We start from the raw sequence: 14,449 nt of genomic DNA on the forward strand, positions 1-14,449 counted from the left end.
CGAAAATAGCAGTCTGTAAGACCGTCCTGAACGGACGGTGGTGAGCCCGTGTGATGAACTCGCGGTTCCCCTGATTGCGTTCAGTGAGGTTGCGTATGCGTAGTATCATGTTCTTCGCGGCGATCCTGATCGGTCTGGGCACCGTGATGGCGCAGATGGCCGACAAGATGACGGCGACGACGCCGGCCATGGCGAAGGCGTCATCCCCCGCACCCACCACACAGGCCAATGCAAAGGCCGGTGTCCGCAGCCTGTCGATTGCGCGCGATGCGCGCGGTCACTTCCAGACTGAGGGGAGTATCGAGGGCCAGCGCATCGGTTTCATGGTCGATACTGGCGCGTCCGTCATCGCATTGAATGAAAAGTCGGCGGCGCGATTTGGCCTGCGTCCCTCGCGTGCCGATTATAACGCCACGGTGACAACGGCGAATGGAACGCTGAAGGCAGCCCGCGCGCGAATCGCTGTCGTGCAGGTCGGTGAGCTGACCGTGCGTGATGTCGATGCGATGGTGCTGCCCGATGAGGCACTGTCCGAGAATCTGCTCGGCCTGTCGTTTCTCTCGAAGTTGAAACGCTTCGAATATGCAAATGGCCGGATGGTACTCGAACAGTAGTACCTCATATCCCCACGCATTTACGCCGCAGCCCAATTCTAAACAAACTCGCATCCTTGAATGCCCATGCGTCTTCCCACAGGCGTGCGCAAAGGCTAAGCCTGCGCATTCAAGACTGATCCCAATTGATGCGAGGTCCTGCGATGTTTCCGAAGCCGAAGCCCTTGCTCGTGCCGAATACCTACGCTTACGAATCCGAGCCGATGGTAAAGGCCACGGGTTTTCGCGAATATGACGCGCGCTGGCTGTTCGGCAAGGAAATCAACCTGATGGGCATTCAGGCGCTGGGCATGGGGCTCGGCGCGCTGATTGCAGAACTCGGCCAGAAGCAGGAAATCGTCACCGGACACGATTTTCGCGGCTACTCCGCCTCGATCAAATATGCGCTGATGACGGGCCTGATGGCCGCCGGCTGCAAGGTGCATGATATCGGCCTCGCGGTAACGCCGATGGCCTATTTCGCGCAGTTCGATCTCGATGTGCCCTGTGTCGCCATGGTGACGGCCTCGCATAACGACAATGGCTGGACCGGCGTGAAGATGGGCGCCAGCAAGCCACTGACCTTCGGTCCGGACGAGATGACCCGGCTGAAGGAAATCGTGCTCAATGCCGAATTCAAGAACAAGGCTGGCGGCTCCTACCAATTCCATGAGAATTATCCGGCGCGTTATATCGCCGATCTCACCAATCGCCCGAAGCTGAAGCGCAAGCTGAAGGTCGTCGTGGCTTGCGGGAACGGCACTGCCGGCGCTTTCGCACCACAAGTGATGGAAGCGATCGGCTGCGAGGTGATCCCGCTCGATACCGAGCTCGATCACACGTTCCCGAAATACAATCCGAATCCGGAAGACATGGAGATGCTGCATGCGATCCGTGATGCGGTGCTCGAACACAAGGCCGATGTCGGTCTCGGTTTCGACGGTGACGGCGATCGCTGCGGCGTCGTCGACAACACCGGCGAGGAAATCTTTGCCGACAAGGTCGGCGTGATGCTCGCCCGCGATATGTCCGCGGTTCACAAGGATGCGACTTTCGTGGTCGACGTGAAATCGACTGGTCTGTTCGTGACGGATCCGGTGCTGCAGAAGCAGAATGCCAAGACGACCTATTGGAAGACCGGCCACTCCTACATGAAGCGCCGCACTAATGAGCTGAAGGCGCTCGCTGGCTTCGAGAAGTCCGGTCACTTCTTCTTCAATGCGCCGGTGGGGCGCGGCTATGACGACGGCCTCGTCTCGGCGATTGCGATCTGCGAAATGATGGACCGCGCGCCGGGCAAGACCATGGCCGATCTCAAGGACGCGCTGCCGAAGACTTGGTCGTCGCCGACCATGTCGCCGCATTGTGCCGACGAGACCAAATACGGCGTCGTCGCTGCGGTGGTGAAGCATTTCGAGGATGCGCAGAAGAAGGGCGATAAGGTCGCCGGACAATCGATCCGCGATCTCGTCACGGTCAACGGCGTGCGCGTCACCTGCGAGGACGGCAGCTGGGGTCTGGTGCGGGCGTCATCGAACAAACCGGAGCTGGTGGTCGTTGTCGAAAGCCCGGTCTCCGAAGCGCGGATGCACGACATGTTCGAAGCCATGAATGTGGTGCTGCGGACGCATCCGGAAGTCGGCGCGTATAACCAGACGATTTGATTTCTGCTGTCGTCGCCCGGCCAAGCCGGGCGACGACAGTTGGTGGAAAATCGTGCGAGTTACGTTCTGGCTGCCTGATCCGCCGCAATCATCTCCGACATCTCCCTTGCCGCTTGCGTCACATAGCGCTCCTTGTGGCGCAGCTGGATGAAGCGCCGTGTTGGCAGCGAGGCTTCGAGGGCGATGAGATCGCCGCTGCCGATCAAGGCGGCGGCGACCAGCCGGGACATGATGCTCGCACCAGCGCCGGCCACGACGGCCGCGCAGACGGCTTCGTTCGACGGCAGCTCCATGGCGATACGGATGTCATCGGGCGAGCTTCCTGATTGGCCCAGCACCGATTGCGCAATGGCGCGCGTGCCGGAGCCGACTTCACGCAGCACCCATTGCGTCTCGGCGAACTGAGCTGGCGCGATGGTGCGTTGTCGCGCCCATGGATGCGATTGACCGACCACCAGCACAAGTTCGTCGTCGCCCACGGGCTGGGTCGCGAGTGCCGGATGGTCAACCGCGCCTTCGACGATGCCGAGATCGACTTCGCCGTCGCGCACCCAATCGGCCACCTGTTCGGTATTTCCGATGCGGAGGCTGAGGTCGATGCCGGGGAAGCGCTGGCGATAGTGCGCCATGATGGGTGGTAGAAAATAGTTGCCGACGGTCTGGCTCGCGGCCAGCGCAAGGGAGCCGCGCGTCATGCCGGCCATATCGGTGAGGACGGTCGTCGCGGCGGCAGCGCGTGCCAGCACGGCCCGGGCTTCGATCAGAAAGGCGCGGCCAATCTCGGTCAATTCGATGCGGCGGCCGACGCGGTGAAACAGTTGCGTCGCATAGCGCGTTTCCAGCGCCGCAATGGCGGCGCTGGTGGCAGATTGGGTGAGATGCAGACTCTCGGCAGCCCGCGTCATGTGCTCGTGTTCGGCGACGGCGACGAATATCCGGAGCTGTTCGAGTGTCATGTGATCTCCGTCAGGTAGTCAGCTTCACCAGCATGAGGCTGAAGCTGGCAATGAACAGGAAGGCTGCGGCGCCGAGCAGCAGCGGGCGCAGGCCCTTGGCGCGCAGCTTCTGGATATTGGTTTCCAGCCCCATGGCGGCGAGCGCCATGGTCAGCAGGAAGGTCGTGATCGGAATGATCACGCTCATAGCTGCATGCGGCACGTCAACGAGGCTATTCAGGATCACCATCGCAACGAAGCCGAAGGCGAACCACGGCATCGGCACCTTGGCGCTGCCGGATTCCGCGCCGATGGCACGTGCGCGCCGTGTCGCCAGCAGGCCAAGTGCGATCACCACCGGTGCCAGCATCATCACGCGCGCGAGTTTCGCGACGGTGCCGAATTCGCCAGCGTCGCGGCTGTGCTGGAAGGTGGCCGCGACCACCTGCGCGATCTCGTGGATCGATGCGCCAGCCCAAAGCCCGAAATGATGTGGGTCGAGCTGCAGCACGCTACCGAGTAGTGGATAGACGAACATGGCGATCGAGCCAAAGATGGTGACGCAGGCGACCGCGTAGGCGACATCCTCATCGGACGCGCGGGTCACGGTGTTGGTCGCGATCACGGCGGAGGCGCCGCAGATCGATGTGCCGGCGGCGATCAGTTCGACCAGCCGGCGGTCGATACCCATCGCGCGGCCAAGCCATGTGGTGAAGATGAAGGTTGCAAGGAGCGTCGCCGCGATTACCGCGAAGCCGATGCCGCCAACTTCCAGCAACTGCGCCGCGGTGAGCTGCAGGCCGAGCAGGATGATGGCGAAGCGCAGGATGCTGCGCATGGAGAAACTGATGCCGGCTTTGGCCGCAGCCGGCGCGCCGGATGTGTTCTGGATCGCGATACCGATGCCGATGGCCAGGATCATCGGACTGGCGAGGCCGATATAGGGGATTTCACGCAAGGCGAGTGCAGTGCCGGCGATGGCGCCGGTGAGCGCCAATCCGGGAAGAAGCGGGAGGTTGCGAGCAGCAAGCGGGCTGGTGCGGTTCGCATCTTGGGCAAGAACGGTCATGGGCCAAACTCCGGTTTGGCCACATCCTCATGCCGTTTGATCAATAAATCTAATTGATCATTATTGTTGATTCAATCGAAGTATACGATTGATCTGTTTCGGCGTCGTCGCCCGGTCCGACAGGGCGACGACAGCGCGGTATTTCTCAAGCAGCCGGCATCGGTGGCACCGGCAGTGCCGTGACCGACTTGATCTTCTCCATGGCGAAGCGCGAGGTGACGTTCTTCAAGGCCACGGCACTGATCAGCTTCTTGTAGAAGATGTCGTAGCTCTGCATGTCGGCCACGACCACGCGCAGCATGTAGTCGACGTCGCCGGCCATCCGGTAAAATTCCATGACTTCGGGCATGGCGCTCACGGCATCGGCGAACTTCTTCAGCCAGGCGTCGGAATGGTCGCCGCTCTCCACCGAGACAAACACCGAGATACCGAGGCCGATCTTGTTCTGATCGACCAGGGCAACCCGGCGGAGGATCACGCCATCGGCCTCGAGGCGCTGGATGCGCTTCCAGCACGGTGTCGACGAAAGCCCCACGCGGTCGCCGATCTCGGCCACCGACAGCGAGGCGTCTTCCTGCAGGACGGTCAGGATCTTGCGATCGATCGCATCGAGGCGGCGGGCGGATTCAAGGGGCTGGTCGGCGACATCGGTCATGGGAAGAACTTTGTTCTAATTATGGGGTCGAGTAACCTCATATATAGAACATTCTTCCAAGGCAAGCCCTGTACCGCCTCAGCTAAGGGCGCCGACTCTGGATTCCCTCAAAAGCTGTTCGACTTCAGCACGTTGCGGGCAGGCAAAAGCACCGCCATAGCGGGTGCATTTCAGGGCCGCGGCGGCGGAGGCGAAGCGCAGCGCCTCCGGTACCGACTTGCCGCCCGCGAATTCCAGCGCGAAGGCGCCATGGAAAATGTCGCCGGCGCCGAGGGTGTCCACGGTGTGAACGGGGAAGGCCGGGGTTTCCTTAGGATGTCCCTGCTCGTCGAGCCACAGGGTGCCCTTGGGGCCGCGGGTGACAGCAAGGAAGGACGAGGTGAGCGTCGCCATCTTCTGCAGCGCCTTGAGATTGTCGGTGATGCCGGCGGTCGATTGCAGCGCATCGTCCGAAAAGATCAGGTGCGAGGAGGCGGTCAGCAGGCCCTCGCGCTGCGACAGCGTGCTGTCGATATCGACGACGACGGGAATGCCGCGATGACGTGCCTCGATGCACAGCTCGGTGGCGAAGCCGGCGCAGCGGCTCTCGACCAGAATGGCGCTGCAGTCCTGCAGCAGCAGGTCGTGGTCGGGCAGTTTTACCTTCCAGAGTTCGGGATCGCGGAAGGTGACGATGGTGCGCTCGCCCGACGGGTCGATCATGACGGCCGAGATCGGCGTCACCAGGCCCGGCATATGCACCAGATGCGCGGAGTCGATGCCTTCCTTGGCAAGATCGTCGAACAGAAACTGGTCGGCGGTCTCGCGCTTGTCGCCCATCGGCCCGGTCATCGACGCCCGGCCACCCAGCCGGCTGACGCCGATGGCGGCGTTGAGCGCATTGCCGCCGATGATCTGGGCGAAACGTTGGGAGGGGAATTTCTGGCCACGCCCCGGGACGGCTTCGACGGCAAAGGTCAGGTCGCGAACCGGCAGGCCGATACACAATACGTGGACAGGCTTGGCACTCATGAAGGATTCCCCGTGTGGTCAGGCTTGGTCGGGATGCAGCCAGCGACCGAGCAGATGATGCGCGATGGCGAATGGGTGCGGCCCCGCGAGCCCGTCCGGGTGTTCGCGTTTCCACATCAGCATCGCCTCGTCACGGTCAAACCACCGGGCGTCCTCAAGTTCCATCTTGTCGACGGTAATCTCGTCGCTGATGGCGCGCGCCGAACAGCCGATCATCAGGGATGACGGGTAGGGCCAGGGCTGCGTCATGTAATAGGTGACGTCGGTACAGCGGATGCCGGATTCCTCGAAGATCTCGCGCTTCACCGCGTCCTCGATGGTCTCGGCCGCTTCGACGAAACCGGCAAGGCACGAATACATGCCCGGTGCGAACTGCTTCTGGCGGCCGAGCAGGCACTTGTCGCCCTTCTCCACCAGCATGATGACGACGGGATCGGTACGCGGGAAATGCTCGGTCTTGCAGCTCGGGCAAACGCGCTTCCAGCCGCCTTCGGCCATCGACGATTTGGCGCCGCAATTGGCGCAAAACCCATGGCGCTGATGCCAGGAGACGAGCGACTTGGCCTGTGCAACCGCCGAAAGCTGCTCCGGCGGCACCATACCCTGCATGGCCATGCCGCGGAGTTCGCTGACGACGACATCGTCGCGGGTCAGCAGCTTTTCCACGGCGGGTGCGCCGATGCCCATGCCGAATACGGCATCGCCATCACGCAAGCCGAGAAAGACGGTGCCGGGATTGGCGCCGAATGTCAGCGCCTCGTCGATGGTCAGCAGCGCGCGCTGGGCATCGCCATCCTTCATCATGACCAGTGAGTCGCGGTAGATCACATAAGCGCGCGAGGAGCTTTTGCCCTCCAGCGCGAATAGCTTCTCGTCGCTGAAGCGCAGATGCGCGGCGCGATCGAGCGTATTGGAGACGAAGGCCGGATGGCCGAGCGGAAACAGCTTGCTTGTCATGATGGTCAACCGAGCCAGATCTTGCGGCGGAGTTCTGAGATGAAACGCTGCACTTCGGCCGCGTCATGGGCGAGTGGTGGCATCACGCCCCAGATCGGCCGCGGCCAGGCGGCATCGGTCTTGCGGCGCGCGATGATGTGGACGTGCAGCTGCGGCACCATGTTGCCGAGCGCCGCGACATTGAGCTTGTCGCATTTGGTGATGTCTTTGAGTGCGCGGCCGACGCGGTTGATCTCGGTCATCAACTGGCCCTGGGCGACCTCGTCGAGATCGATGATCTCGGTCGTGTCGGCGCGGCGCGGCACCAGCATCAGCCAGGGGTAGTGCGCGTCCTTCACCACCAGCACGCGGCTGAGGGGGAGGTCGCCGATGTCGATGGTGTCTTGTTGCAGCTGCTCGTGCAGCGACCAGGAGGAGGGAGCGGCCATTCTGACTCTCGATTAAGGCGCACAGCGTCGCAGGAAGCGGCTGCGCAGACAACTCCCGTCATGGCCGGTTTTGCGCGTCTGGACCACGTTTTCTTGCGACTTTCCTGCGCAAAACTTGCGGCGGACTTGCGACACGCGCCGCGCTTGCTTTCCGACCATTTTGGCCCCAAATAAGCACCGGGAGATTGGCGGTGGACGAGCCACTCGCCAATCGGGTCAGGTCCGGAAGGAAGCAGCCCTAACGAGATCCGGATCGGGTCGCTCGTCAGTCTCCTACTTGTTTTATCGAGCAAATTCAGCGTCCTGCACATGGGTCGTTAGCTCGGTGGGCGCCTTGTTCGATGAGTGAGGCAGCATCGAAGGCCGGAACCTGTGTCCCGTTCCGCCTATGATGCGCCAGATGTTCCGCAAGCCGGCTTTACGAGACAACACATTGCGGATTCCTCGATGACCGACGCTGGCACGTCCCCTCCCGATGATCACCAGAGCGGTTTCGATATGGGCGTTGCCCCGGCGCCTGCTGCCGCCACGCCCTATCGCGTGCTCGCGCGTAAATACCGCCCCGGCAGTTTCGACGATCTGATCGGCCAGGAAGCGCTGGTCCGCACCGTCTCCAATGCGTTCGAGACCGGCCGCATTCCGCAGGCCTGGATCCTTACCGGTGTCCGCGGTGTCGGCAAGACGACGACGGCGCGTATTCTGGCGCGCGCGCTGAATTATGAAATGGCCGATGGCTCGGTCAAAGGCCCGACCATCCATATGCCGACGCCGGGCATCCATTGCCAGGCGATCATGGAAAGCCGGCATATCGACATTCTCGAAATGGACGCCGCGAGCCACACCGGCGTCGACGATGTTCGCCAGATCAATGACAGCGTGCGCTATGCGCCCTCCAGCGCGCGCTACAAGGTCTACATCATCGACGAAGTCCACATGCTGTCGACCGCCGCCTTCAACGCGTTCCTGAAGACGCTGGAAGAGCCGCCAGAACACGCCAAGTTCGTGTTCGCCACGACCGAAATCCGCAAGGTGCCGGTGACGGTGCTGTCGCGCTGTCAGCGCTTCGACCTGCGCCGCGTCGATGCCGACGTGCTGATGTCGCATCTGTCGAACATCGCGGGCAAAGAGAATGTCGAGGTCGAGCCGGAAGCGCTGGGCATCATCGCCCGCGCCGCCGAAGGCTCGGTGCGCGATTCACTGTCGCTGTTCGATCAGGCGATTGCGCATGCCGCGGGCACGGTCCGCGCCGATGCCGTCCGACAGATGCTCGGCCTCGCCGATCGCACCCGCGTGATCGACTTGTTCGATTCGCTGGCGCGCGGTGACATCGCCAGTGCATTTAAGGAATTTCGCGAACAATACGACGTCGGCGCTGATCCGATTGTGGTGCTGAGCGATCTTGCCGAATTCGTCAATTTCGTCACCCGCGTGAAGATCGTGCCGGCAACCGCCGACAATGTCGCGTTTGGAGAGACCGAACGTCTGCGCGCACGCGATTTTGCCTCGAAGCTGTCGATGCGGGTGCTGTCGCGTATGTGGCAGATGCTGCTCAAGGGCATCACCGAGGTGCAGGGCGCGACGCGTCCCGCCGCCGCCGCAGAGATGGTGCTGGTGCGCATCGCTTACGTTGCCGATCTGCCGACGCCGGATGAAGCGATCCGGATGCTCGACCAGAATGGCGGGACGTCGCCGATGATCCCAACGAATGGTGGAGGCCGTGCCGCGCCATCGTCCGCTCCGTCGGCATCTTTGCCGTCAGCGCAGATGCCGTCCGCCATGCCGACGATGTCAGCGAGTGCGTCGCGTGGTCCGACCATGCAGCGCGGCGGCGCGGAACCATCGCCGCGGCCGCAAGTCGGCATGGCAGATGCACCGCCCGCAGCGGTGCTGAAGATTTCGACCTTCCCTGAACTCGTCGCACTGGCCGGCGAGAAACGCGACCTGATGGTGCGCGGGGCGCTCGAAGCCGATGTGCGCCTGATCAAGATCGAAGACGGGCGGCTTGAGCTGGCGATGGAGCGCACGGCGTCGCGCACGCTGATCAACGATCTGTCGCGGAAGCTCGAACAGTGGACCGGCCGGCGTTGGGCCGTGATCGTGTCCAACGAGCAGGGACAGCCGACGCTGCGCGATCAGCAGCTCGAGCAGAAGAATGAGCGCCAGCGTGTGGCGGAAGCCGATCCGCGGGTCAAGGAAGTGCTGGCACGGTTTCCGCGTGCGAAGGTCGAGGTTCGTGTCATCGCCCCTGAGCCGCCGGACTTCAACGGCAGCGATAGCGACCTGATCAGCGATGACGCGACCGACGGTCTCAACGACGACGATTAATCGAACTGCGAAGGAAAACTCATGGCTGATTTTCTCGGCATGATGAAACAGGCAGCGCAGCTGCAATCAAAGATGAAGGCGATGCAGGACGAGCTCGACCATGTCGAGGTCGAAGGTATCTCCGGCGGTGGCCTCGTGTCTGTGCGGATGACCGCGAAGACCGAAGTGAAGGCCGTGAAGATCGACCCGTCGCTGGTCAAAGCCGATGAAGTCGAGATTCTAGAAGATCTGCTGGTGACTGCATTGGGCGATGCGCGCCGCAAGGCGGAAGCTGCGATGCAAGAGAAGATGCAGGCGCTGACCGGCGGTCTCGGTCTGCCGCCGGGGATGGGCCTTACCTGAGATGGCATCCACGGCCGGTCCGGAAATCGAGCGCCTGATTCAACTGCTGGCGCGGCTGCCCGGTCTTGGCCCGCGCTCGGCCCGGCGTGCCGCGCTGCATCTGATCAAGAAGCGCGAGGCGCTGATGACGCCGCTGGCCGGTGCCTTGCAGGTGGCGATCGACCGGATTCAGGTCTGCAAGGTCTGCAGCAATATCGATACGCAGAATCCCTGCACGATCTGCACGGACCCGCGCCGCGATCCCTCGACCATCGTGGTGGTCGCCGATGTCGCGGACTTGTGGGCGCTCGAACGCGCCCATGCGACGACGGGCAAGTATCATGTATTGGGTGCAACGCTGTCGCCGCTCGACGGCGTCGGCCCGCAGGATCTGACCATCGACGCGCTGGTGTCACGTGCGCATGATTCAGAGGTGAGCGAAATCATCCTGGCGCTGAATGCGACGGTGGATGGGCAAACCACGGCGCATTACATCACTGACCTCTTGCAAGAGGCGAATGTGAAAGTCACGCGGCTGGCACATGGCGTGCCGGTTGGTGGTGAACTCGATTATCTCGACGAAGGCACGTTGTCGGCCGCGATGCGACAGCGGACGCTGTTTTAAGACTGGAAGAGCATTGATGACACGATATGACTTGAAGGCTTTGCCGACCTGGGCCGCTGCGATTTGTGCGGCCGGCCTGTTTGCTACGGCTGCCAGAGGCGCGACCGAAACGCCGGCTCCGCCAGCCGCACCGGTGGCACCGAAGACCATGAAGATCGGCGATGTGCTGACCGGGCAGCTCAACGCCATGCGCAGCCGCGATGCCAAGGGCAAGCGCACCAATGTGTATCAAGTTGTCAGCGAGCCGCGTCGGCTGCCGGCGCCTGCAGGGCTGTGCAATCTTGAGACCGGACCCGAGACGTTCGAGATCGTCGTGGCCAATGACGCGCAGGCCACGCAGCTGAAGAAACTTGTCGGCAAGGAAGTGGCGCTCAAGGTTGCTGAAGTCACCTGCGCCGAGCAGGCCGGGCAGATGAGTGAAGCGCTTGTGACGAAATGGAGCGTGGTGACGAAGCCGAACTGAGTTCGCTTCGGTTAAACCCGCACCGGCCCCAGCATCTCGAAATGCGCGCGGCGCTGCAGCCAGATCAGCAGGATCAGGCTCGGTACCGCGACCACCACGCTGATGACGAAGAACATCGGCCATCCCGTCGCTTGCGCAACGTAACCTGCGCCTGCCGACAGATAGGTCCGCCCAACCGCAGCGAGCGCTGTGAGTAGCGCATATTGCGTGGCCGTGTGCAGCGGATTCTTGCAGAGCGCGGAGAGATAGGCGACGAAGATCACCGTGCCGATGGCGCTGGTGAAATTCTCGACCGAGATGGCCAGTGCCAGCGCCCATTGATTGACGCCGACGATGGCGAGCCACGAGAATGCCAGGTTGGACAGCGCCTGCAACACAGCGCCGATCCACAGGCTCGCCGCCAGCGAATAGCGTCGCGCCACGAAGCCTCCAGCGAAGCCGCCGATCAGCGTGGCGGCAAGGCCGACGCCTTTGACGATGGCGGCGTAGTCGTTGCGGGTGAAGCCGAGATCAATCACGAACGGCGCTGTCATGGTGCCGGAAAAGGCGTCGGTGAATTTGAACAGCACGACAAAGGCCAGCGCGGCCCAGGCGTCCTTGCGGGCCAGAAACTCGGAGAACGCGCCGATTGCAGCCTGCAGCACGCGATTGAAGGCGCTCTCGCCGCGTGTGGCCGCTTCGGCCTGCGCGGATTGCTCGGGCTCGGTGGCCGCAAGCGCTGTGACCGTGCCGACCAGCACCATCGCCGCCATTGCCACATAGCCCCACATCCAGGCGGTGGAGCGCGCGATGCCCGTGCTCTCGAAGGCGCTGACCAGAAACAGCACGCCGGCGGTCGAGATCAGCATGCCGATGCGATAGGCCGCGACATAGGACGCCATGCCGGCCGCCTGTTCGCTCTCCGGCAGGCTCTCCACACGAAACGCATCGACGACAATGTCCTGCGTCGATGACATCGCAGCGACCAGCAGCGCACCAAGGGCGACGAACAGTGGCGAGCGGGCGGGGTCGGTCAGTGCAAGGAGCAGGATCGCGCCGATAAGCAACAGTTGCGAGAACACCAGCCAGCCACGGCGGCGGCCGAATTGCCGCGTGAAGAACGGCACATGCAGCGCGTCGACCAGCGGCGCCCAAAGGAACTTCAGCGTGTAGGGCGTGCCGACGAGGGCGAACAACCCGATGGTACCGAGATCGACGCCGGATTCGCGCATCCACACCAGCAGCGTGGAACCGGACAATGCAAGCGGCAGACCCGACGACAGGCCAAGCAATAGCACGATCAGCACCCGCGGCTGCAGATACACCGCCATGCTCTCGCGCCAGGTGGCACGGGGCTTCAAGGCGAGGGCGGCTTCGGACGAGTCAGGCGCGCTGGTCATGGGGAAGGGTTAGCAGATTCGGGGGAAAGCGGCCTGTGGCCTATTCCCCTGCCTGAATCTTGCGCGGCAGCGGCGCGAACATGTCGGGGGCGGCGGTCTTCGCGATGGCCGGGGCTACCTCGGCCGCCGGCTCGCTCTTGCTGAAATCCAGTTCCTCGATGCGGCCGGCGCGCTTCTCAATCTTGTCGGCGGAGATCAGGATCTGGCGGACGTCCTCATTGGCTTGCCCGAAATGCGTCTGCAGCTTCATCACGCGATCGCGCAACCGGGTGAGGTCGTCGCCCAGATTCAGTACCTCGGTGCGGATCTGGTCGGCGGCGTCGCGCATCCGCGCGTCCTTCAGGATTTGCTGCATCACCTGGATCGCCAGCATCAGCAGCGACGGCGATACCAAGACGACGCGGGCGCGATAGGCTTTCTGGATGATGTCATCGAAACCGTCGTGGATTTCCGCATAGACGGATTCCGACGGCACGAACATCAGCGCGGTGTCCTGCGTCTCGCCGGCAACCAGATACTTCTCGGCGATGTCGGTGACATGTTTCATCACGTCCGCGCGCAAGCGCTGCGCTGCGTATTTCTTCTCGTCATCGCTGCGTGCGTCATGCAGCGCCGTGACGGCTTCCAGCGGGAATTTCGCGTCGATGCACAGTGGACGCTGATCCGGCAGGAAGATCACGCAGTCCGGCCGTTTGCCCGACGATAGCGTGTGCTGGAACGCATAGGCGCCGCTCGGCATGCCGTCCTTGACGATGCTTTCCATCCGCGCCTGACCGAAGGCGCCGCGCGACTGCTTGTTGGCGAGCACGTCGCGGAGCGTCGTTACCTGCGAGGTGAGGTCAGTGAGGTTCTTGTGGGCGTTGTCGATGATGCCCAGCCGCTCATGCAGCGCGCTCAGGCTTTCCATCGTGTTGCGGGTGGTCTGTTCCATGGATTGGCCGACGCGATGGGTCACGGAGTCCAGTCGCTCGGACACCGCGCGTGCCATGTCGGCCTGACGGCCTGCCAAGGCCTGGCCCATGGCGTCGACGCGGCCGGTGGCTTCGTTCTGCGCCTTCAGCACTTCGCTGAGGCGTTCTTCCAGTTCGTCGGCGCGGATCGCCTGGGCCATGGCCATGGCGGCGCCGCGGCTACCGGAGCGAGCGATGATGATGGCGATGGTGAGCAGCAAACCCAGCGCCAGAGCACTGAAGCCCATCAATGCTACGCCGGCGGTGACCGGCATGTCGCCGATCATGAAAAGAATCTCGTTCATTCCATCCTTGTAGCCGATTCGGTCGGCTGCGCGAACGAAGAGGGAACATTTATGGTTAATGCAAAATGAATTTTCCTGGTTAACCCAAGCCTAAGAAATGTGGTTAAGCAGACCTTAACCGGCATGGTTAACCGCGCCTCAATTTTCATGGTTGGCGGGGAGTTAACGTCCTTCAAAGTCCAGCTTTTCCAGCGGATTGACCCGGACCGGCGCGCAGATTAAATCGCCGCCATGGCCATTCGTGAAATCATTATCCTGCCCGACAAACAGTTGCGGCTGATCTCCAAACCAGTCGAGAAGGTGACGTCAGAGGTGCGCAAGCTCGCCGACGACATGTTCGAGACGATGTATGACGCACCCGGGATCGGGCTGGCGGCGATCCAGATCGCGGTTCCGCTGCGGCTGATCACCATGGACATCGCCAAGAAGGACGATGAGGAGGACGGCAAGAAGCCGCGTGTCTTCATCAATCCGGAGGTCATCTCGGCCTCGGAAGAGCTCTCGGTCTATGAAGAGGGCTGTCTGTCGATCCCCGAATATTACGAGGAAGTGGAACGTCCGGCGACGGTACGGATCCGCTATATGGACCTCGACGGCAAGACCATCGAGGAAGAGGCTTCTGGCCTGTTCGCGACCTGCATTCAGCACGAGATCGACCATCTCAATGGCGTGCTGTTCGTCGATTACCTTTCGAAGCTGAAGCGCGACCGCGTGCTGAAGAAGTTCACCAAGCTCGCCAAGCGCGCGGAGTAGTTTCTCCGCGCAACGC

The 14,449-nt window shown here is 62.4% G+C and carries 15 protein-coding genes and 1 other RNA gene; 8 read left to right on the forward strand and 8 right to left on the reverse strand.

The annotated features are described in order from the left end of the window. Nucleotides 1-95 precede the first annotated feature (95 nt). Nucleotides 96-614: a TIGR02281 family clan AA aspartic protease gene (locus AB7828_RS24495; protein ID WP_441231410.1), complete on the forward strand. Its 519-nt coding sequence runs from the start codon at nt 96-98 to the stop codon at nt 612-614. Nucleotides 615-757: 143 nt separating this feature from the next. Further along, the gene (locus tag AB7828_RS24500) at nt 758-2,257 is read left to right on the forward strand and encodes a phosphomannomutase/phosphoglucomutase (protein WP_089262839.1); all 1,500 of its coding nucleotides are present in this window, start codon (nt 758-760) and stop codon (nt 2,255-2,257) included. Between the two features lie 59 nt (nt 2,258-2,316). Here AB7828_RS24500 and AB7828_RS24505 read toward each other — a convergent pair whose 3' ends face one another. The 6 genes from AB7828_RS24505 to AB7828_RS24530 all read right to left on the reverse strand — a co-directional run bounded on the left by AB7828_RS24505 (nt 2,317) and on the right by AB7828_RS24530 (nt 7,312). After that, a complete protein-coding gene (locus tag AB7828_RS24505; RefSeq protein WP_441231411.1) occupies nt 2,317-3,213 on the reverse strand; it encodes a LysR family transcriptional regulator in 897 nt (298 codons plus the stop codon). A 10-nt stretch (nt 3,214-3,223) separates the two neighbouring features. Then, complete coding sequence (locus AB7828_RS24510; RefSeq protein ID WP_441231412.1) at nt 3,224-4,261, reverse strand: YeiH family protein; 1,038 nt, start codon at nt 4,259-4,261, stop codon at nt 3,224-3,226. Between the two features lie 145 nt (nt 4,262-4,406). Next, complete coding sequence (locus AB7828_RS24515) at nt 4,407-4,916, reverse strand: Lrp/AsnC family transcriptional regulator (protein WP_441231413.1); 510 nt, start codon at nt 4,914-4,916, stop codon at nt 4,407-4,409. A gap of 78 nt (nt 4,917-4,994) precedes the next feature. Beyond that, nucleotides 4,995-5,927 carry a sugar kinase gene (locus tag AB7828_RS24520; RefSeq protein ID WP_441231414.1) on the reverse strand — a complete coding sequence of 311 codons (933 nt, stop codon included), beginning with the start codon at nt 5,925-5,927 and terminating at the stop codon, nt 4,995-4,997. 18 nt (nt 5,928-5,945) lie between these two features. Beyond that, complete coding sequence (nudC, locus tag AB7828_RS24525) at nt 5,946-6,884, reverse strand: NAD(+) diphosphatase (RefSeq protein ID WP_441231415.1); 939 nt, start codon at nt 6,882-6,884, stop codon at nt 5,946-5,948. 5 nt (nt 6,885-6,889) lie between these two features. Further along, nucleotides 6,890-7,312 carry an HIT domain-containing protein gene (locus tag AB7828_RS24530; protein WP_320446504.1) on the reverse strand — a complete coding sequence of 141 codons (423 nt, stop codon included), beginning with the start codon at nt 7,310-7,312 and terminating at the stop codon, nt 6,890-6,892. Nucleotides 7,313-7,492: 180 nt separating this feature from the next. Here AB7828_RS24530 and ffs point away from each other — a divergent pair. The 5 genes from ffs to AB7828_RS24555 all read left to right on the forward strand — a co-directional run bounded on the left by ffs (nt 7,493) and on the right by AB7828_RS24555 (nt 11,046). Further along, an RNA gene (gene ffs, locus AB7828_RS24535) (signal recognition particle sRNA small type) lies at nt 7,493-7,589 on the forward strand. Between the two features lie 170 nt (nt 7,590-7,759). Continuing rightward, the gene (locus tag AB7828_RS24540; RefSeq protein ID WP_441231416.1) at nt 7,760-9,637 is read left to right on the forward strand and encodes a DNA polymerase III subunit gamma/tau; all 1,878 of its coding nucleotides are present in this window, start codon (nt 7,760-7,762) and stop codon (nt 9,635-9,637) included. A gap of 21 nt (nt 9,638-9,658) precedes the next feature. Next, nucleotides 9,659-9,979: a YbaB/EbfC family nucleoid-associated protein gene (locus AB7828_RS24545; RefSeq protein WP_089262819.1), complete on the forward strand. Its 321-nt coding sequence runs from the start codon at nt 9,659-9,661 to the stop codon at nt 9,977-9,979. Between the two features lies 1 nt (nt 9,980). Then, nucleotides 9,981-10,583: a recombination mediator RecR gene (recR, locus tag AB7828_RS24550; protein ID WP_089262818.1), complete on the forward strand. Its 603-nt coding sequence runs from the start codon at nt 9,981-9,983 to the stop codon at nt 10,581-10,583. A gap of 16 nt (nt 10,584-10,599) precedes the next feature. Then, nucleotides 10,600-11,046: a hypothetical protein gene (locus AB7828_RS24555; RefSeq protein ID WP_309947918.1), complete on the forward strand. Its 447-nt coding sequence runs from the start codon at nt 10,600-10,602 to the stop codon at nt 11,044-11,046. A gap of 11 nt (nt 11,047-11,057) precedes the next feature. On the opposite strand, the gene AB7828_RS24560 is transcribed toward AB7828_RS24555, so the two are convergent. Beyond that, nucleotides 11,058-12,425 carry an AmpG family muropeptide MFS transporter gene (locus AB7828_RS24560; RefSeq protein ID WP_089262816.1) on the reverse strand — a complete coding sequence of 456 codons (1,368 nt, stop codon included), beginning with the start codon at nt 12,423-12,425 and terminating at the stop codon, nt 11,058-11,060. Between the two features lie 40 nt (nt 12,426-12,465). Further along, nucleotides 12,466-13,680: a DNA recombination protein RmuC gene (locus AB7828_RS24565; RefSeq protein WP_089262814.1), complete on the reverse strand. Its 1,215-nt coding sequence runs from the start codon at nt 13,678-13,680 to the stop codon at nt 12,466-12,468. A 231-nt stretch (nt 13,681-13,911) separates the two neighbouring features. On the opposite strand from AB7828_RS24565, the gene def reads away from it, so the two are divergent. Then, on the forward strand, nt 13,912-14,433 hold the full coding sequence (gene def / locus AB7828_RS24570) for a peptide deformylase (RefSeq protein ID WP_175368577.1): 522 nt from the start codon (nt 13,912-13,914) through the stop codon (nt 14,431-14,433). The last annotated feature ends 16 nt before the right edge of the window (nt 14,434-14,449 follow it).

Origin of the sequence: Tardiphaga sp. 215_C5_N2_1, from assembly GCF_052076055.1 — a bacterium.
Lineage (GTDB): Bacteria > Pseudomonadota > Alphaproteobacteria > Rhizobiales > Xanthobacteraceae > Tardiphaga > Tardiphaga robiniae.